Annotated in this window: 16 protein-coding genes; 7 read left to right on the top strand and 9 right to left on the bottom strand. The window is 60.5% G+C overall.

The features are described 5' to 3' along the window. Nucleotides 1-2 precede the first annotated feature (2 nt). The 5 genes from sfsA to PIB16_RS17505 all read left to right on the top strand — a co-directional run bounded on the left by sfsA (nucleotide 3) and on the right by PIB16_RS17505 (nucleotide 4742). On the top strand, nucleotides 3-722 hold the full coding sequence (gene sfsA / locus PIB16_RS17525; protein ID WP_271046057.1) for a DNA/RNA nuclease SfsA: 720 nt from the start codon (nucleotides 3-5) through the stop codon (nucleotides 720-722). Nucleotides 723-753: 31 nt separating this feature from the next. Continuing rightward, the gene (gene map / locus PIB16_RS17520) at nucleotides 754-1593 is read left to right on the top strand and encodes a type I methionyl aminopeptidase (RefSeq protein ID WP_078053031.1); all 840 of its coding nucleotides are present in this window, start codon (nucleotides 754-756) and stop codon (nucleotides 1591-1593) included. 14 nt (nucleotides 1594-1607) lie between these two features. Next, the gene (gene radC / locus PIB16_RS17515; RefSeq protein WP_065654999.1) at nucleotides 1608-2441 is read left to right on the top strand and encodes a RadC family protein; all 834 of its coding nucleotides are present in this window, start codon (nucleotides 1608-1610) and stop codon (nucleotides 2439-2441) included. A 137-nt stretch (nucleotides 2442-2578) separates the two neighbouring features. Then, nucleotides 2579-3001, top strand: coding sequence for a TadE/TadG family type IV pilus assembly protein (locus PIB16_RS17510; RefSeq protein WP_003524819.1), 423 nt, complete (start codon nucleotides 2579-2581; stop codon nucleotides 2999-3001). Nucleotide 3002: 1 nt separating this feature from the next. Further along, nucleotides 3003-4742, top strand: coding sequence for a TadG family pilus assembly protein (locus PIB16_RS17505; protein ID WP_271046056.1), 1740 nt, complete (start codon nucleotides 3003-3005; stop codon nucleotides 4740-4742). A 170-nt stretch (nucleotides 4743-4912) separates the two neighbouring features. Here the strand turns inward: PIB16_RS17505 and PIB16_RS17500 are convergent, their stop codons facing one another. From PIB16_RS17500 to rpiA, 4 genes are all read right to left on the bottom strand, one after another. Further along, nucleotides 4913-6289, bottom strand: coding sequence for a class II 3-deoxy-7-phosphoheptulonate synthase (locus PIB16_RS17500; protein ID WP_065654997.1), 1377 nt, complete (start codon nucleotides 6287-6289; stop codon nucleotides 4913-4915). 248 nt (nucleotides 6290-6537) lie between these two features. Continuing rightward, nucleotides 6538-7926, bottom strand: coding sequence for a glutathione-disulfide reductase (gene gor, locus PIB16_RS17495; protein ID WP_271046055.1), 1389 nt, complete (start codon nucleotides 7924-7926; stop codon nucleotides 6538-6540). Nucleotides 7927-8073: 147 nt separating this feature from the next. Next, nucleotides 8074-8643, bottom strand: coding sequence for a DUF2059 domain-containing protein (locus tag PIB16_RS17490; protein ID WP_003524811.1), 570 nt, complete (start codon nucleotides 8641-8643; stop codon nucleotides 8074-8076). A gap of 16 nt (nucleotides 8644-8659) precedes the next feature. Next, entirely contained in the window at nucleotides 8660-9355 is a 696-nt protein-coding gene (rpiA, locus tag PIB16_RS17485; RefSeq protein WP_065654995.1) for a ribose-5-phosphate isomerase RpiA, read from the bottom strand. 190 nt (nucleotides 9356-9545) lie between these two features. Here rpiA and PIB16_RS17480 point away from each other — a divergent pair, with 190 nt between their 5' ends. Further along, nucleotides 9546-10247 (top strand): HAD family hydrolase, encoded by a 702-nt coding sequence (locus PIB16_RS17480; protein WP_271046054.1) that lies wholly within the window; start codon nucleotides 9546-9548, stop codon nucleotides 10245-10247. Between the two features lie 311 nt (nucleotides 10248-10558). Here PIB16_RS17480 and PIB16_RS17475 read toward each other — a convergent pair whose 3' ends face one another. Further along, complete coding sequence (locus PIB16_RS17475; RefSeq protein ID WP_271046136.1) at nucleotides 10559-12418, bottom strand: L,D-transpeptidase family protein; 1860 nt, start codon at nucleotides 12416-12418, stop codon at nucleotides 10559-10561. Between the two features lie 502 nt (nucleotides 12419-12920). On the opposite strand from PIB16_RS17475, the gene fumC reads away from it, so the two are divergent. Beyond that, nucleotides 12921-14312 (top strand): class II fumarate hydratase, encoded by a 1392-nt coding sequence (fumC, locus tag PIB16_RS17470; protein ID WP_271046053.1) that lies wholly within the window; start codon nucleotides 12921-12923, stop codon nucleotides 14310-14312. A gap of 313 nt (nucleotides 14313-14625) precedes the next feature. Here the strand turns inward: fumC and PIB16_RS17465 are convergent, their stop codons facing one another. From PIB16_RS17465 to PIB16_RS17450, 4 genes are all read right to left on the bottom strand, one after another. Then, a complete protein-coding gene (locus PIB16_RS17465) occupies nucleotides 14626-16254 on the bottom strand; it encodes a CTP synthase (RefSeq protein ID WP_003524803.1) in 1629 nt (542 codons plus the stop codon). Between the two features lie 161 nt (nucleotides 16255-16415). Continuing rightward, entirely contained in the window at nucleotides 16416-16871 is a 456-nt protein-coding gene (gene secG / locus PIB16_RS17460) for a preprotein translocase subunit SecG (protein WP_003524802.1), read from the bottom strand. 116 nt (nucleotides 16872-16987) lie between these two features. Then, complete coding sequence (tpiA, locus tag PIB16_RS17455; RefSeq protein ID WP_271046052.1) at nucleotides 16988-17758, bottom strand: triose-phosphate isomerase; 771 nt, start codon at nucleotides 17756-17758, stop codon at nucleotides 16988-16990. Nucleotides 17759-17970: 212 nt separating this feature from the next. Next, on the bottom strand, nucleotides 17971-18852 hold the full coding sequence (locus PIB16_RS17450; protein ID WP_271046051.1) for an alpha/beta fold hydrolase: 882 nt from the start codon (nucleotides 18850-18852) through the stop codon (nucleotides 17971-17973). Nucleotides 18853-19027 lie beyond the last annotated feature (175 nt).

Below are 19027 nucleotides of genomic sequence, written 5' to 3'. Positions count from 1 at the left end.
ACATGTTCTTCACGCCCCCGCTTACTCCCGCCACGCTGATCGCCCGCTACAAGCGTTTCCTGTTCGATGCCGTTCTGGAAGACGGCACCGCGATCACCGGCTCCTGCCCCAATACCGGCTCCATGCGCGGGCTCACGGCTCCGGGCTCCCGCATATGGCTGTCGGAACATGACAGCCCGACCCGCAAGTACCGGCACATGCTGGAAATGGTCGAGGCCGATGGCACCACGGTCGGCATCAATACCGGCATGCCGAACCGGCTGGCGGAAGAAGCGATCCTGAACGGCCGCATCCCTGAACTTGGCGGCTATTCGACGATCCGGCGCGAACAGAAATACGGCCGCAATTCTCGCATCGATTTCCTGTTGTCCGAGCCCGGCCGGCCGGACGCCTATGTGGAAGTGAAGAACGTGCATTTCATGCGCGAGCAAGGCCTCGCCGAATTTCCCGATACCGCCACCAAACGCGGCGCGAAACATCTGGAGGAACTGGGTGACGCTGCGGAAGCCGGTTACCGTTCGGTGATGCTCTATCTCATCCAGCGCGACGATTGCGACCGGATGCGCATCTGCGACGATCTCGATCCCGTCTATGCGCTGGCGTTTCAGCGGGCGATGGCGCGCGGCGTGGAGGCCTATGCGGTGAAATGCACGGTCTCCCCGGCACAAATTTCGGTCAGCGGAACGGTTAAGATGGACGAATGGCGTCCGGCTGTTTTATGAACAGGGACGTAAAGAGACAGAAAGCACCAAGATGGTCACCTATATCGACGCAGCCTCCGCCCCCCTCAAGAATACCGGCGTTATCCGCCTCTATACCGCTGAGGACTTCGACGGGATGCGCAAGGCGTGCCAGCTGACGGCGCGTTGCCTCGATGAACTCGCCGCAATCGTCAAGCCGGGCGTGACGACTGACGCCATCGACCGTTTCGTCTTCGAATTCGGCGCCGACCACGGCGCGCTGCCGGCAACGCTGAATTATCGCGGCTATACCAAATCCGTCTGCACCTCGATCAACCACGTCGTCTGCCACGGCATTCCGGATGAAAAGCCGCTGCGCGAAGGCGATATCGTCAATATCGACGTGACCTATGTGCTTGACGGATGGCATGGCGATTCGAGCCGCATGTATCCGGTCGGCCAGATCAAGCGCGCCGCCGAGCGGCTGATGGAAGTGACCTATGAATGCCTGCTGCGCGGCATCGCGGCGGTGAAGCCCGGCGTGCGCACCGGCGCAATCGGCGCGGCAATCCAGGCCTATGCGGAAGCCGAGCGCTGCTCCGTGGTGCGCGATTTCTGTGGCCATGGCGTCGGACGCCTGTTCCACGACACGCCGAACATCCTGCATTACGGCCGCCCGGACGAAGGGCCGGAAATCCGCGAAGGCATGATCTTCACCATCGAGCCGATGATCAATCTCGGCAAACCGCATGTGAAGGTGCTTTCCGACGGCTGGACGGCGGTAACGCGCGACCGGTCGCTCTCCGCCCAATATGAACATGCCGTCGGCGTCACGGCCACGGGCTGCGAAATCTTCACACTGTCGCCCGGTGGCTTCGACCGTCCGGGCCTGCCGCCGCTTCCCCCCGCATAAGGCCAGACCCGCCTATGGCAAAACGCCCCGCCCCGCCTTCCGCCGATCTTTCCAAAACTCCCGGCTTTCAGGCGGGCGAAGGCGATCTGTTCAACGGAGCGGATGAGCGCGGCTTTTTCGCCGAATCGCGAAGCGGCGCGAAAAGGCCGGCAGCCATGGTCGAACAGGAAACGGATGCCGCCCATTATCACGGACATCGCGACCGGCTGCGGGCGCGTTATCGCGATGGCGGCGACGCGGCGCTCGCCGATTACGAATTGCTGGAGCTTCTTCTCTTCCGGCTGATCCCGAGGCGCGATACCAAACCCATCGCCAAGGCCCTGATCGCCCGTTTCGGAACGCTTGGCGGCGTGCTCGGCGCGCCCTTGCCGTTGTTGCAGGAGGTGAAGGGCGTGGGCGAAACCGTGGCTCTCGATCTGAAGCTCGTCGCCTCCGTTTCCCAGCGCATGCTGAAAAGCGAAATCCGCAACAAACAGGTCCTCGGCTCCTGGTCCTCGGTCATCGATTATTGCCACGCCGCCATGGCCCATGAAACGCGCGAACAGTTCCGCGTCCTCTTCCTCGACAAGCGCAACGTCCTGATCGCCGATGAGGTACAGGGCCAGGGAACCGTGGATCACACGCCGGTCTACCCGCGCGAAGTGGTGCGCCGCGCCCTTGAACTTTCATCTACCGCCTTGATTTTAATCCACAATCATCCAAGTGGAGACCCAACCCCTTCCCGCGCGGATATCGAGATGACCAAGACCATCATCGATACGGCAAAGCCGCTCGGCATCACCGTCCACGACCACATCATCATCGGCAAGGACGGCCACGCCAGTTTCAAAGGCCTTCGGCTGATTTGAAGTAAACGCGAAAGTTTAAGAAGAGCTGCAACCCATGGGAGCGGCATCAACACAAAATTAACACCTATAAATTAGCATTTCCGAAAATAATAAATCAAGGCATCGAACCTTGATGCCTGAAGGAACGGGGGTGCTTTATGTTTAATGGAGTGCGTTTCTTTCGCGATAGATCTGGCTCGTCTGCTGTCGAGTTCGCCATCGTCGCACCGATATTCTTTCTCGTCCTGCTCACCATGATCGCCTACGGCATTTATCTGATGGCGGCCTATTCGGTGCAGCAGATCGCCGCCGACGCGGCGCGCACAGCGGTTGCCGGCCTCAATACGACCGAACGCCAGCAGCTTGCCCGGGATTTCGTCACCAAAAGCGACCTCAGCTACGCCTTTATGGACAAGAGCCGCTTCACCGTCGATGTCGCGACGGATCCCGCCAATGCCAACCAGTTCACGGTGAAGGTCGAATATGACGCCCGCGATCTGCCGATCTGGAGCCTCTACAGCTACACCCTGCCCGAGCCGGTCATCCGGCGTTTTTCCACCATCCGGATCGGAGGAGCATGACATGCGAGATTTTCATTCCCTGCTTCCCCGCTTCCTCAAGGACAAAACGGGCAACATCGCCATTTCGGCGGGGCTCACCGCACCGCTCTTCATCGGCATATTGGCGCTCGGCGTCGACTACGGTTATCTGACATTGCAAAAACGGCAGTTGCAGCAGACCGCCGATCTCGCAGCCATATCGGCGGCAGCCAACGCCGCGGACGCCGAAAAGGCGGTTCAGCAATATTTCGCCCTCAATGGCATGGATCTCGGTGTCAGGACGGCGCAGGGACTTTTGACCGAAAAGGGCCTGCAACCCTTCGACCCGCTGAATGAATTCGCCAACAGCAAGGGTTATGCCGAGGTCATCAAGGGTCATTACGAGCCGGATGCGACAGTCCCGGTCGGCCAGCGTTTCGTCGATAACGCCCTGCCCACGAATGCGATAAAGGTGAACATCGTCGAACAGGGCCAGATATTCTTCGCTTCCGCCTTCACCAAGCCGCCAAAGGTCTCGGCGGTCGGAACGGCCTCGTCCCAAAGGATCGCGGCATTTTCGGTGGGATCGCGCCTCGCCAGCCTCGATGAGGGAATTCTCAACAGCCTGCTCGGCGGCTTGCTCGGCACCACGGTTTCATTGAAACTCATGGATTATCAGGCGCTTCTCGCCGCCGATGTCAATGCGCTCAAAATCGTCGAGGCGCTGGCCATCGATCTCAACCTCACCGCCAGCACCTATAAGGATGTTCTGAAGACGGAAATCAGCTACGGCAAATTCCTCGACGTGCTGACGAAAACCGCAGGCTTGCAGCCGGCGGTCGTCAACATTTTGAATACGCTGCAAAAAACCGTCAACAAGAGCAACGTCAAGATCAAGCTCGAGGAGATCCTCAATCTCGGCCCGTTCTCGGACAAGCTGATCGGTACGGGCGAAAACCTCAAGGTCACCGCCGGCGTCTTCGATCTCATCAATGCCGCCGCCGTGGCGGGCAATGGCGGCAACCAGCTGGGGCTTAATATCAACGCCAATCTTCTCGGCCTCGCCTCGGTCAAGGCAACGCTCGCCATCGGTGAACCGCCGGTCGAAACGCCGTCGCTCGCGGTTGGCGGTCAGGGCACCGTGGTGCGTACCGCACAGACCCGTCTTGCGGTCAGTGTCGTGGTGGACGGGCTTCAGGCCATTGCCGGCCTCAAGGTCAATCTCCCGCTTTATGTGGAAGTCGCCCATGCCGAAGCGCGGCTTGCCGATATTCGCTGCACGGGTGGCGGACAGGGCACCGTCGATGTCGAGGTCGTTCCCGGCATTGCCGAAATCGCCCTTGGCAATGTCGATACCACTGCCTTTGCCAATTTCGGCAGGGACCCGCGCGTCACCAAGGCCGCAATCGTGGATTCAGCACTGCTCGCCATCAATGGCAGCGCCCTCATCAACGCCACCAATATGACCAAGAGCAAGCTGACCTTCACGCAGTCCGATATTACCCAGGCCAAGATCAAGAGTGTCTCCACCAAGGACACAGTCACCACTCTTGTCAGTTCACTGCTGAAAAACCTCAACCTGGATATCAGGCTTCTCTTCCTCAACCTGGATTTGGGAGGTCTGGCGGGCATTCAGTCGGCGCTTGCCAACACGCTTGCGGCAGTCACCGCTCCGGTCGATCAGCTGCTCTACAACGTGCTTCTGGTTCTCGGCGTTAAGATCGGCGAAGCCGATGTGCGGGTCACGGATGTCCGCTGCCAGCAGCCGGCGCTGGTGCAATAGAGCATGTCTCCCAAAAGTGTGCAGCGGTTTCGGGACAAAGACATGCGTAAAAACAAAAATATGAAGCGCGTCGCATGAATCAGATTAAACGCGAGGCGCTTTAGGTCAGCGCCGCGCACGAAAAAGCCGCCGGAGGGTCTCCCGGCGGCTTTTTTGTTTATGGTGTCAGATCAGGCGTTGGCGATTGCCAGACGCTTCTCATCGCGGCCGCTCTTCATGCGCTCGGACAGCAGGAAGGCCAGTTCCAGCGCCTGATCGGCATTGAGGCGCGGATCGCAATGGGTGTGGTAACGGTCGGACAGCGAATCCGCCGTCACGGCGCGCGCACCGCCCGTGCATTCCGTCACGTCCTTGCCGGTCATCTCGATATGGATGCCGCCCGGATGCGTGCCTTCAGCGCGGTGGATCTGGAAGAAGCTTTCCACTTCCGACAGGATGCGCTCGAAAGGACGCGTCTTGTAGTGGTTGAGCGTGATCGTGTTGCCATGCATCGGATCGCAGGACCAGACGACCTTGCGGCCTTCCTTCTCAACGGCGCGAATGAGCTTCGGCAGACTGTCCGCCACCTTGTCATGGCCGAAACGGCAAATCAGCGTCAGGCGGCCAGCCTCGTTCGCCGGGTTCAGCGCATCGATCAGCTCGATCAGATTGTCAGGCGTCAGCGACGGACCGCATTTCAGGCCGATCGGGTTCTTGATGCCACGGAAATATTCCACATGCGCATGGTCGAGCTGGCGCGTGCGGTCGCCGATCCACAGCATGTGGCCGGATGTGGCATACCAGTCACCGGAGGTGGAATCGACGCGGGTAAGCGCCTCTTCGTAACCGAGCAGCAGGGCTTCATGGCTGGTGAAGAAGTCGGTTTCGCGCAGGCTCGGATTATTGTCCGCGCTGATGCCGATCGCCTTCATGAAGTCCATGGTTTCGGAAATCCGGTCGGCCAGCTTGCGGTAGCGATCCGCCTGCGGGCTGTCCTTGATGAAACCGAGCATCCACTGGTGAACGTTTTCGAGGTTGGCGTAACCGCCCATCGCGAAAGCGCGCAGCAGGTTCAGCGTCGCAGCCGACTGGCGGTAGGCGTCGAGCTGGCGCTCCGGGTTCGGAATGCGCGAAGCCTCGTTGAATTCGATGCCGTTGATGATGTCGCCGCGGTAAGACGGCAGCGTCACGCCATCCTGCGCTTCCACGTTGGAAGAGCGCGGCTTGGCGAACTGACCGGCAATGCGGCCGACCTTCACGACGGGCAGCTGCGCGCCATAGGTCAGCACGACGGCCATCTGCAGGAACGCGCGGAAGAAGTCGCGGATGTTGTCCGCGCCATGCTCAAGGAAGCTTTCGGCGCAATCACCGCCCTGCAGCAGGAAGGCGTTGCCTTCCGCCACATTGGCGAGCTGCTTCTTCAGGCGGCGGGCTTCACCGGCAAAGACCAGGGGCGGATAAGTCGCAAGCGTGGCTTCCGTTGCCGCAAGTGCTGCCGCATCCGGATATTCGGGAACCTGCTGGATCGGTTTCTGCCGCCAGCTGCCGGGGGTCCAATTCTGTGCCATGTTCTCACCCTTTTCTCGCCCACGCGACGTCGCGCGGCCGCCTCGAAAAATTGAGCGGCTTATAGCTCCAAGCATCGGCTTTGCATAGCCGATCCCCGAGCCATCCGGCTCATTCTGCCCGTTTTGAGCGCTCCAGACGCACAAAAGTCAATTCAAACGATTTAACAACCCCACCGCCATTCGAAAACTTCGCTTTCAAAGGGCGGCAGGCTGATGTGGGCGACGATTATACGACGCCCGTACCGGCGTTACACACGCTCGCCATTCACGACGCGATAGCTCGGCGAATACATCGTCACCAGTTCTTCGGCGGCTGTGGGATGAACCGCCATGGTGCGGTCGAAATCATCCTTGGTGCAGCCGGCTTTCAGCGTGATGCCGAGAAGCTGCGCCATCTCGCCCGCCTCATGGCCGAGAATATGGACGCCAACAACCTTGCGGTCGGCGGCATTGACGATCAGCTTCATGATCGTCTTTTCCTGACGGCCGGAAAGCGTCGCCTTCATCGGCCGGAACTGGGCGCGATAGACTTCCAGTTCCGGATATTTCTTGCCGGCTTCCTCTTCCGAAAGGCCGACGGTGCCAATTTCCGGCTGCGAGAACACCGCCGTCGCGATCAGCTCGTGATCCGGCTTGGTCGGGTTGTTCTTGTATTCGGTTTCGATGAAGCACATTGCCTCATGGATTGCCACCGGCGTCAGCTGTACCCGGTCGGTGACGTCACCCAGCGCGAAGATATTCGGCACATTCGTGCGCGAATAATCGTCAACGATGATCGCGCCGCGCGCATCCACCTTCACACCGGCGTTTTCGAGACCGAGGCCCTTGGTATTCGGATCGCGACCAAGCGCCAGCATGACAAGACCTACATGCAGAGAGCTACCCTGCTTGGTGCGTGCCACGAAACCGCCGGCGCCGTCCTTGCTGACTTCCTCGATGATATCTTCCAGAAGGATGCGGATGCCCTTGGCCTCCATCGCTTCATGCAGGCCCTTGCGCATGTCCTGATCGAAGCGCGACAGGATTTCCTTGCCGCGATAGATCAGGGTCGTTTCGACGCCGAGCCCATGGAAGATATTGGCGAATTCGACAGCGATATAACCGCCGCCGGCGATCAGGATCGATTTCGGCAGCTCTTCCAGGTCGAAAGCCTCGTTGGACGAGATCGTCAGCTCATGGCCGGGCAGCGCCTTGTGCTCGTTCGGCGTGCCGCCGACGGCAATCACGATGCGCTCGGCGGTGAAGGTCTCGCCGGTTTTCGTCAGCTTCACGGTATGGGCGTCGACCAGTTCCGCCCGGCTATCGAAAATATCGGCCTTGGCGTTTTCCAGACCCTTGCGGTAGAGCCCTTCGAGACGGGTGATTTCCTTGTCCTTGGCCGCGATGAGCTTCTTCCAGTCGAAGCTGCGCTCGCCGACGCTCCAGCCGAATCCTTCCGAATCCTCGAAATGCTCAGGGAATTGCGAGGCATAAACGAACAGCTTCTTCGGCACGCAGCCGCGGATGACGCAGGTTCCGCCATAGCGGTATTCCTCGGCGATTGCGACGCGCTTGCCGAGCGAGGCCGCCACGCGGCCGCTGCGCACGCCGCCGGAACCGCCACCGATGACGAAAAGATCGTAGTCATAAGCTGTCATAGTCAAAACCCCTGATCAAAACCGCCGTCCTCAGCCTCGAGACGGGCGGCGGCGCATTCACGGCACATATAGGTGCTGCGACGCACAAATGAAAAGCCCGGTCTTGCGGCCGGGCTTTGAATATTTCTGAATTGTCCGTTCACCCAATCAGGGCTTGGGAGCAGCCGGAGCGCCACCGGTGGCGTTCTGATCGGCCGGAAGCGGCTTCAGATCGGCGCCGGCAACCTTCTGCAGTTCCGACATGCTGGAAGCGTTGAGGTCGCGGTTGATGCCGGCGGCCCAGATATCGGCGGCCTTCATCAGTTCGCGCGTGGCGATCGGGCCGTCCTTCAGAAGCTTCTTACCGGCTTCGCTGCTGTAGAAGGTGGAAATGGCGTTCAGCTCTTCAACGGTGAAGGCGCGCGCATAGGTGAGCGCTGCTTCGCGCTCCAGATCGGCGCGGCGCGGCGCAAGCTCGAGAGCCTTCGCATCGACAGTCTCGGTGATCGCGTCCTGAACGTTCGGCGAAGCCTGAATGAGTTCGGCCTTCAGACGCTCCGCCAGACCCGGCAGAATGTCATCGAAACGGTCGGTAACGCCAAGAGAGGTGATCGCCTGCCGTGCGGCAGCGATATGCGCTTCCGAAATTTCCTGAGCGCGTGCGGCAGTACCGAACACGATGCCGGAAATGAGGATCGAAGCAGCGGCAGCTTTGCCCAGTCCCGCTAATTTGACCATGAAAATCTCGCTCCTGTTATACTGCCTGCATCACGCGGGCGCCTTCAGGACCCGCGATAATGGCAAGCGATGCCAAATTTATGAAAAGTCCGTGCTCGACGACACCGGGAATCGTGTTCAGCTCGCGTGCTAGCGCTTCTGCATCAGGAATACGGCCAAAAGATGCGTCGAGGATAAGGTGTCCGCCATCGGTCATGAAGGCGCCGTCGCCCGACGAACGCATCGTCAGCGCGCCGGAAAGCCCGGAACGCGACGCCAGTTTTTCGATGGCGATACGCGTCGCCACCTGGCCGAACGGGTTGATTTCGATGGGCAGCGGAAAGGCGCCCAGCGTCTCCACCACCTTGCTCTGGTCGGCGATCACGATCATGCGGGCGGATGCCGCCGCAACGATCTTTTCACGCAGCAGCGCGCCGCCGCCGCCCTTGACGAGACGCAGCGCATGATCGACCTCATCCGCACCGTCGATGGTCAAATCCAGTTCCGGCAATTCATCCAGCGATTTCAGCGGCACGCCAAGCTCGACGCACAGGCGCGCTGTGCGCTCGGATGTCGGCACCCCCTCGACTTTCAGACCGGCGGCGACCTTTTCGGCCAGAAGCCTGACGAATTCCTCGGCCGTCGAACCCGTGCCGATACCGAGCCTCATCCCATCCTGTACGTGGGACAATGCGGCCTCGGCGGCCTTGATCTTCATCTGGCGGGCATCCATGTGCCTGAAACTCCGGTAACTTTGTCGTCGCCGTGCTGTTTACACGGGTCGAAAGCCAAACGAAAGCCTTTTTCAAGCCAACGAACAGAACGTTGTGACGCGGTTGCAAAGACAGGCCCGTTTGCCTAGGCTTGGCGGGAATGAAAGCACCGATACATCAGTTACACGCATTCCCGAGAGGCCAGTTCCCGTGACATCCCGCCCGCTCTCCCCGCTCGCCATTTTCGATCTCGACGGCACGCTGGTCGATACCGCCGCCGATCTGGTCTCGAGCCTCAACCACACCATCGCCGCAGCCGGGCTTGCTCCCGTCACCTATGACGACCTGACCCACCTCGTCGGCCAGGGCGCGCGGGTCATGATCAAGCGCGCCTTCGCGCTTCGCGAGAGGGAACTGCCGGAAGCCGAAATCGAACCGCTCTATGAGCGCTTCATCACCCATTACCGCGCCGAAATGCCGGGTGAAAGCCGTCCTTATCCCGGTATCGTCGATACTCTGGAGGCGCTCTCGGAAGCCGGCATCACGCTTGCCGTCTGCACCAACAAGACTGAAATCCTCGCTCTGCCGCTACTCGAAAAACTGGGCCTGACACGCTATTTCGCCGCCATCACCTGCGGCGACACCTTCTCCTTCCGCAAGCCGGATGCCCGCCATATTCTCGGCACCATCGAAAAGGCCGGCGGCAACCCGCAACGCACTGTCATGGTCGGCGACAGCATCAACGATATCCTCGCCGCAAAGAACGCCGCGGTGCCGTCGATTGGCGTCACTTTCGGTTATTCGGATGTGCCAATGGTTGAACTCGAACCGGATGTCGTGATCGACGATTTCACTGCGCTGACGCCGGCGCTCTTCGAAGAGCTGGTTGCGAAGGGTGCAGCGGCGGCCTGAGAGGCTGGACCAGACAAGTAAAGCGCCAAGGAACGGCGATTCCGACGTCAATGAGAGCTGAATAACCTCTCTTCCGTCATGCCGGACTAGATCCGGCATCCAGCCACGGCGCGTCTGCGCCGTGAAGAGAGTCTCTTACGATCAAGGACTTGATCGCGCTGGACCCCGGATCAAGTCCGGGGTGACGGAGTACGGTGTTGCCGTTGACGCCAAATGTAGCAGGCGGACTCCAGCACCAAACAAATTGGGCAGGCCTTCCTTCAAACAAAAAAGCGCCGTCTCCGGCGCTTCTTCTCTTGATGGTATGCCGATCAAATCGATGCGGCCCGCGCCTTCGTCGTCACGGCAAACGCCTTCTGCACATAGCTGTCGCGGTCATAGACGTCGTCGAAGAACTGCACCTTGCCGTCCTTGTCCGGCCAGGCGGTGAAGTAGGCCACATAGACCGGAACCTTCTCCGGCACCTGCATGGCGCGGTTTTTGCCGGATGCGATCTGCTCGCCGACCTTGTCGACGCTGGTGCCGAGAACGGCGGCGGCCATGCGGCGCGGATCGACCAGACGGATACAGCCGTGGCTCAGCGCCCGCATGTCGCGGTTGAAGAAGCTCTTGGCAGGCGTGTCATGCATGTAAATGGCATGCGCATTGGGGAACAGGATTTTCAGGTCGCCCAGCGCATTGTCGCTGCTCGGCGGCTGGCGCACGGAAACCGCATTGGTGGAGCCGTACCAGTTGACGCTGGTGGAAGAGACGGCACGACCGCCCACCTGCACTTCGTAGCCCAGCCGGTCGAGATAGGACGGATCGCGGCGCAGCTTCGGCAGCATCTCGTTGACGATGATCGACTGCGGCACGCCCCAATAGGGGTTGAACTCCACGGTCTGGATTTCGTCCTGGAAGAAATAGGTCTGGTTGGCCTTGGAGCCGACGACCACCTTCATGCCGAACTGTTCCACGCCATCATTGTGATAATAGGCCATGAAAGCGGGCTGGTTGATGAAGACATAACGCTGGCCGAGATCGGCCGGCAGCCAGCGGACCTGCTCCATCGCCACCTGCACCTTGGCGATCTTCGCGTCATTGCTTTCGCCGACCATGGCGCGCACGGTGGCGCGGCCGATGACGCCATCGGGCTTCAGACCGTTCTCGCTCTGGAACGCCTTCACCAGATCGACGAGATCGGGCGTATAATCCGGCGTCTGCTGATAACCGGAAATGATCGCCGCATGTTCGGCCTTGAAGGCGGGCGAAGCGCGATGTTCGATAGCCTTGACGACATTGGCCATATCCGCGCTGCTGTTGCCGGGCTTCAGCACCAGATCGGCGGGAACGCGGACGACATGCGCCGCATCGCCTTCGCCGCGCAGACGGGCAAGCTCCGCCTTCAGCGCCAGATATTCGGCGCTCGACGGTTCACGGCTGCGCAGATAGGCGGCGACATCGGGGCTCAGGCCCGCAAGCTTCAGCACCGGTGCGAGGTTCACGGTCTTGCGCTTGAAATCGTGATAGCCGGAGAGCCGGTTCGGATCGACACGGCCACGGGCCGTATCCTGCACATAGGCGAGAACCTTGGCCGAAAGCGCCAGCTCGAACTGCATCTGCGCCCGCTGATAGGTGTCGGACACGGGCGCCGAGGCCGTCTCCACCGGCGTATCGGTCGCAGCCGCACCGGAAGCGTTGCTGATGCTGGCCGTCACATCCTTTGCCGGTGGCGAAATGCTGTAATCGGCTGGATCGAGGCCGCTTTCTCCGACCGTCTCGAGAAAGGCGATGACAGCATTGGCGCGCGCGGTCAGCTCGCCTTCCGAAATCCAGAGCGTCTTGCCGCCGGCGCCGTAATAGGCTTCCAGCGCCTTGGCGATCTCGGGGGTGGCGCTGAATTTCAGATTGGCAAGGCCTTCACCGAAATTCGCCGTGTTCACCGCACGGACCGTATCCGCCTTGTAGTCGTAATAACGCGGGCCGGAAACACGCGGCAGCGGCTCGGGATCGGAAGCATCGGCACTTTGGCCAGCGCTCGATCCGGAGGGCGAGGTGACGATGCCGGCCGGCGGCAACTCACCGCGATCACGCGCGATCTTGCCAGGACCGCCGCGCAGGAGGTCCATCAGCGTTACCGCACCGGCGCTGCCGGGAAGAGCGGTGGAAACGGAAAGACCGAGAGCCAGCACCAGTGCTGCCGATGTTTTTCCAGATGTGACTTGCAATTTGATCCTCGTAGCACCCAGCACCGCCAGCGAAAGGGCGGGCATCAGTTTCATGCTTGTCTAGCCGATCGACGGCCCGTTGAAAAGAAAACGTGAAAAGGCCCATAACCGTGCCGAAATGAACCTTATGATACAGCCAAAGCCGTAAAAACGTAATTTCCAGAATTGGTGAGAATGGTTAAATTTCCATTTATTTCATTCACTTTGCCCTGCCCCGCCACACCTTCCGGACGCCCCGGAAAGCCCGGCTTTCCGGCCATTTCGCGTCGTAGTAAAAATGACACGCTGGCGCCTTTTTCACCCTGCACCGCGCCTTAAGGCGAAATCGCTTTTGCGCGGCGGGAAATATCTGCCTCCGCTGCATTGCAGCGCTTTCATTGCCGGCGCGATGATTCTATATATCGGCCGCGCAAGGCGGGCGAAGGCGCCGTTTTGGCGGAGGAAAACGAGTAAAAAGGCAAGATTGATGACAGCCACACGGACGGAAACCGATACATTTGGACCCATTGAAGTTCAGGCCGATCGCTATTGGGGCGCGCAGGCGCAGCGCTCGCTCGGCAACTTCAAGATCGGCTGGGAAAAGCAGCCCGCCTCTGTCGTTCGCGCGCTCGGCATCGTCAAGCAGGCAGCCGCCCGCGCCAACATGGCGCTGGCAGGCCTCGACCCCAAGGTCGGCGAGGCCATCATCGCCGCCGCGCAGGAAGTCATCGACGGCAAGCTGACCGAGCATTTCCCACTCGTCGTCTGGCAGACCGGCTCCGGCACCCAGTCCAACATGAACGCCAATGAGGTGATCTCTAACCGCGCAATCGAGATGCTCGGCGGCGAAATGGGCACCAAGAAGCCGGTTCACCCCAATGACCACGTCAATATGAGCCAGTCCTCGAACGACACCTACCCGACGGCAATGCACATCGCCTGCGTGGAAGAGATCGTTCACCACCTGCTGCCGAGCCTCAAGCACCTGCACAAGGCGCTGGAAGCCAAGGTCAAGCAGTTCGAAAAGATCATCAAAATCGGCCGCACCCACACGCAGGATGCAACGCCGCTGACGCTCGGCCAGGAATTCTCCGGTTATGCCGCGCAGGTCGCCTCCGCCATCGCCAATATCGAAACCACCCTGCCCGCGCTCTCCAAGCTCGCCCAGGGCGGCACCGCCGTCGGCACGGGCCTCAACGCTCCCATCGGCTTTGCCGAAAAGGTCGCCGAGGAAATCTCCAAGATCACCGGCCTGCCCTTCGTGACCGCGCCGAACAAGTTCGAGGCGCTCGCCTCGCACGATTCCATGGTCTTCTCCCATGGCGCGATCAATGCGGCTGCCGCTGCACTCTTCAAGATCGCCAACGACATCCGCTTCCTCGGCTCCGGTCCGCGCGCCGGACTCGGCGAATTGTCGCTGCCGGAAAACGAACCCGGCTCGTCGATCATGCCGGGCAAGGTCAACCCCACCCAGTCGGAAGCGCTGACGCAGGTGTGCGCCCACATCTTCGGCAACAATGCAGCACTGTCGTTTGCCGGTTCGCAGGGACACTTCGAGCTCAACGTCTATAACCCGATGATGGCCTACAACTTCCTGCAGTCAGTCCAGCTTCTGGGTGACGCCGCCGTTTCCTTCACCGACAATTGCGTCGTCGGCATCGAAGCCCGAGAAGACAATATCAGAAAGGGCGTCGAGAACTCGCTGATGCTGGTGACAGCGCTGAACAGCAAGCTCGGCTACGACATCTGCGCCAAGATCGCCAAGACCGCGCACAAGAACGGCACGACGCTGCGCGACGAGGCCGTCGGCGGCGGATACCTCACCAACGAGGAGTTCGACCAGTATGTGCGCCCGGAGAACATGATCGGGCCGAAGTAAGCCTGTTGAATTTTGGTGGAATGCGGAACGGGCCTTCGGGCCCGTTTTTTTTGTTTGAAGTTAGCGGGTCGGACTTAAATGATCGACGCCCCATCTCGAAATGCCATGTTTGTCGCGGCTATCGCATCCACACTCCGTCACCCCGGACTAGATCCGGGGTCCAGCGCGATCAAGTCCTTGATCGCTTTAGACTCGTTCACGGCGCAGACGCGCCGTGGCTGGATGCCGGATCTAGTCCGGCATGACGGAAGAAAGCCATTCGCATAAACAAAAAAGGGCCGCTGTCGCGGCCCTCTTCATCTCATTCAAACCGTCAAACCAGCCGGCTCTGCTCCACCGCTGCTTCCACGAAGCTCGCAAACAGCGGATGCGGGTCGAGCGGGCGGCTCTTCAGTTCCGGGTGGTATTGCACGCCGATGAACCACGGGTGATCGGGATATTCCACCGTTTCCGGCAGGACACCATCCGGAGACATGCCCGAGAAGACCAGGCCGCATTCTTCCAGCCGGTCCTTGTAATCCACATTCACCTCATAGCGGTGACGGTGGCGCTCGGAAATATCCGTGGTGCCGTAGATTTCGGCGATCTTGGTGTCTTTCTTCAGCGCCGCCTTGTAGGCGCCGAGACGCATGGTGCCGCCGAGATCGCCCTTGGAGGAGCGCTTCTCCAGCTCGTTGCCCTTCACCCATTCGGTCATCAGGCCGACGACCGGCTCGGACGTCGGGCCGAATTCGGTGGAGGAGGCATTTTCGATGCCGGCAAGGTGACGGGCCGCTTCCACGACCGCCATCTGCATGCCGAAGCAGATGCCGAAATAAGGCACGTTGCGCTCACGCGCAAACTGCGCCGCCATGATCTTGCCTTCCGAACCGCGCTCGCCAAAGCCGCCGGGCACCAGAATGCCGTTGACCTTTTCGAGATAAGGCGTCGGGTCTTCCTTTTCGAAGACTTCCGACTCGATCCACTCCAGCTTGACCTTGACGCGGTTGGCAAAACCGCCGTGATGCAGCGCCTCGATGAGCGACTTATAGGCATCCTTGAGGCCGGTATATTTTCCGACAATCGCAATCGTCACTTCGCCTTCCGGCGTGCGGATGCGGTTGCAGACCTCTTCCCAGGGCTCCAGACGCGGCTTCGGCGCCGGCTCGATGCCGAAGGCGGCCAGCACTTCCGAATCGAGGCCTTCCTTGTGGTAGGCAATCGGAACGTCATAGATGTTCGCCACATCCAGCGCCTGGATGACGGCGGAAGGACGCACGTTGCAGAACAGCGAAAGCTTGCGGCGTTCCGCTTCCGGGATTTCCCGGTCGGCACGCACCAGCAGGATGTCGGGATGAATGCCGAGCGCCTGCAGTTCCTTCACGGAATGCTGGGTCGGCTTGGTCTTCAATTCGCCAGCTGCCGGAATGTAAGGCATCAGCGTCAGGTGAAGATAGATCGCCGTGCCGCGCGGCAGATCGTTGCCGAGCTGACGGATCGCTTCCATGAACGGCATCGCCTCGATGTCACCCACCGTGCCACCGATCTCGCAGATGACGAAGTCGTAATCGTCATTGCCCTCGATCACGAAATCCTTGATCTCGTTGGTGACATGCGGAATGACCTGAACGGTTGCGCCGAGATAGTCGCCACGCCGTTCCTTGTCGATGATGTTCTTGTAGATGCGACCGGTGGTGATGTTGTCGGTCTTGGTGGCCGAACGCCCCGTGAAGCGCTCGTAATGGCCAAGGTCGAGGTCCGTCTCGGCACCGTCATCCGTCACGAACACTTCGCCGTGCTGTGTCGGGCTCATGGTGCCGGGATCGACGTTCAGATAGGGGTCGAGTTTACGAAGCCGCACCCGATAACCACGGGATTGCAACAAAGCTCCGAGTGCTGCCGCAGCGATGCCCTTGCCTAGAGAGGAGACCACGCCGCCTGTGATGAATACATATCGCGCCATGGGATTCACCGGATACCTTTTTACCTCTGATTCCGCCAGCCCAAATTTCATGCTTTCGAAAATTCGCTGTTGACGAATTTGCGATGGGTCACAGGCCGGAATGCGAACAAAAGAAAACCGGCAGGCTTTTGGCCTGCCGGAGCGTTAAATCAAAACCGGGCTTATTGACCGGTCGGAACTGCGTTCGGATCAGCGGGCTGCGCCGGGGCCGGAGCGGCCGTGCCGGAAGCGGCCGGAGCCGGGGTCGTCTGAGCCGGCGCGGCTGCACCATTGGTCGGAACGCCATTCTCGGCCGGAGCCGGCGTCGATGGCGTCGTCGCCGGGCCGAGCGTATCGAGAATGCCGTTACCCTGGCCCTGCGTGGCCGGAATACGGTTCAGAATGTCGGTCGGGCGCGATTCGTAGCGCGTCAGGAGACCGAGGCCGAGCGAGGTCGCGAAGAACAACGCGGCAAGGATCGCCGTGGTGCGCGTCAGCGCATTGGCCGTTCCGCGCGCGGACATGAAGCCCGAACCGCCGCCGATACCGAGGCCGCCGCCTTCGGAGCGCTGGATCAGGACCACGCCGACAAGCGCCAGCACGATCATGAGGTGAATAACAATCAAAACGGTCTGCATGACAATCCATTCCATGCCCCGCGCGGAGCACTACAAAGAAGGTTTCGCGGCTCTTTACATGAGGCGAAGGCTTATTCCAAGCCCCTTTGCCGCCATCTGTAACAGGAAAACCTGTCTCAGGCCGTCAGTTGCTCGTATGCCGCATAGATGGACAGGAAGTCTGAGGCTTTCAAGCTCGCGCCGCCGATCAGCGCGCCATCCACGTTCTCGACGCCCATCAGTTCCAGCGCATTGGCCGGCTTCACAGAGCCGCCATAGAGGATGCGCATGGTCTTGCCGGCCTCACCGAAGCGCTTGACGAGTTCGTCGCGCATGAAGGCGTGGGCCTCGCGCACATCGTCCACGGTGGGTGTCAGACCCGTGCCGATAGCCCAGACGGGCTCATAGGCGATGACGGTATTTTCGGCCGTCGCCTCATCCGGCAGGGAGCCGGCAAGCTGGCGCTTGAGGATATCGAGCGTCTGCCCCCCCTTGCGCTCATCCGCGGTCTCGCCAATGCAGACGATGGCAATGAGATCGGCCTGATGGGCGGCCACGGCCTTGGCGCGCACCAGATGATCCGTCTCTGCATGGTCGGTGCGGCGCTCGGAATGGCCGACGATGACATGGGTGCCGAAGCAGTCGGCGATCATCTCGGCGGAAATATCGCCGGTATGCGCGCCGGAGGCGTTCTGGTGGCAATCCTGCGCGCCGATCATCAGCGGGCTGTCATCGCACAGCGCCGTTGCCACGTAGAGCAATGTCGAGGGCGGGCAGATCAGCGCATCCACCTTTTCAGACAGTGCGCCCTTGACGCCCTCTGCCATGGCCTTGATCTGATCGAGCGAGGCACGGGTGCCGTTCATCTTCCAGTTTCCGGCAACAAGCGGTCGAACATTCGGCGTCATGCGTATCCCATTCCCTTTGTCTTGAGGCCGCCTGTGGCGGCGCCCCTTCCCTCAGCCGTATCACGGCCCATAATCGCGACAGAAACGCCGCCGGAAATCCCGGGATATTCCTTTAACCTCAGCCGGCAACAAATGGTACAAAAAAGCGGCCCGAAGGTTCAAAACGACGGGCAATTTCTAAAAATTTGCCGTTACTGACCCAAGTCGAGGCCTTAGCGGCTCAAAATCCAGTTCAAAACCGCCCGCCAGTCGGTCATGCGCACCGGTGTGCCGTGGCTGCCACTCTCATACCGCGTGAACCGCGCCGGCTCGCCGGCCTTCAGCAAGGAACGGAAGATCGTGGCCTGCTGATCAGCAGAATAGACCTTGTCGGCGCTGCCATGGGTGAACCAGACCGGCTTCTTCGCCCTGGCAAAGACGCTTTTCGGAAAATCCGGATCGACCGCACCGCCGAGGATCGCCATGCCCTTGAGATTGGCGACGGCAGCCTTGTCGCGGCTGATGCCGTAGCAGATGAAGCTGCCCATGGAGGCACAGGTCAAAATGACAGGCTTGCCGCCCGATTTTTTGGCCGCATCGGCAATCAGCGCAGCAACATCGGCAACGCCGTTTTCATCGAAGGAGCGCACGCTCGGCACATAATAGGTGCCGCCATTGGCCACAGCGAGGTTTTTCAGCCGGTTGAAATTGCCGCCGAAGGTGTAGTCGTTCATGCCGAGCCGCCGGTCGCCGCCACGTCCGTGGATGAAGATGACCGTGAAGGCCTGCCCGCTTGCCGGCCCGACGCGGCCGACCTCAAGCGCCCTGCCCTCGACGGACATTGTTTCCAGCGCCTGCGCTTTCTTCGGCGTCATATCGACATATTGCCGTTTCACCCGCCGCTCCGGCACCTCGTCGCGGCCGTTGATATCGCGCATCTCCTGATAGTCGATGACTTCTGAAGCGCCGCCATCGGCGGTGGAAAGCACCGTCTGGGCGGAAAACAGTTCATCCTTGAACGGCCGCAGCGGCCCGTCGGAGGCGAAGGCTGCAACCGGCATGGCCGCAACAGTCAGGCTGAAAAGAGTACAAAACGTGAAATGAGCTGTGGACATGCCTTGGCTAACCGTTCATTCGTGGCTGCGAGACTTGCCATTGCAACCTCGCCAGCGCAATCCTCCTGTTGCGAAACCCTGACACAATCGTGGCATAGGATGCGCCGCGTCTGCCAGACGGGCCCACTTCAAATCGGACGGGAACCGCGTTTGGCGTTATGATTGACGCTACTGG

It is taken from the genome of Agrobacterium sp. ST15.13.015 (assembly GCF_027871645.1).
GTDB classification, from domain to species: Bacteria; Pseudomonadota; Alphaproteobacteria; order Rhizobiales; family Rhizobiaceae; genus Agrobacterium; species Agrobacterium leguminum.
This window is presented reverse-complemented; position numbering and strand designations above follow the sequence as displayed.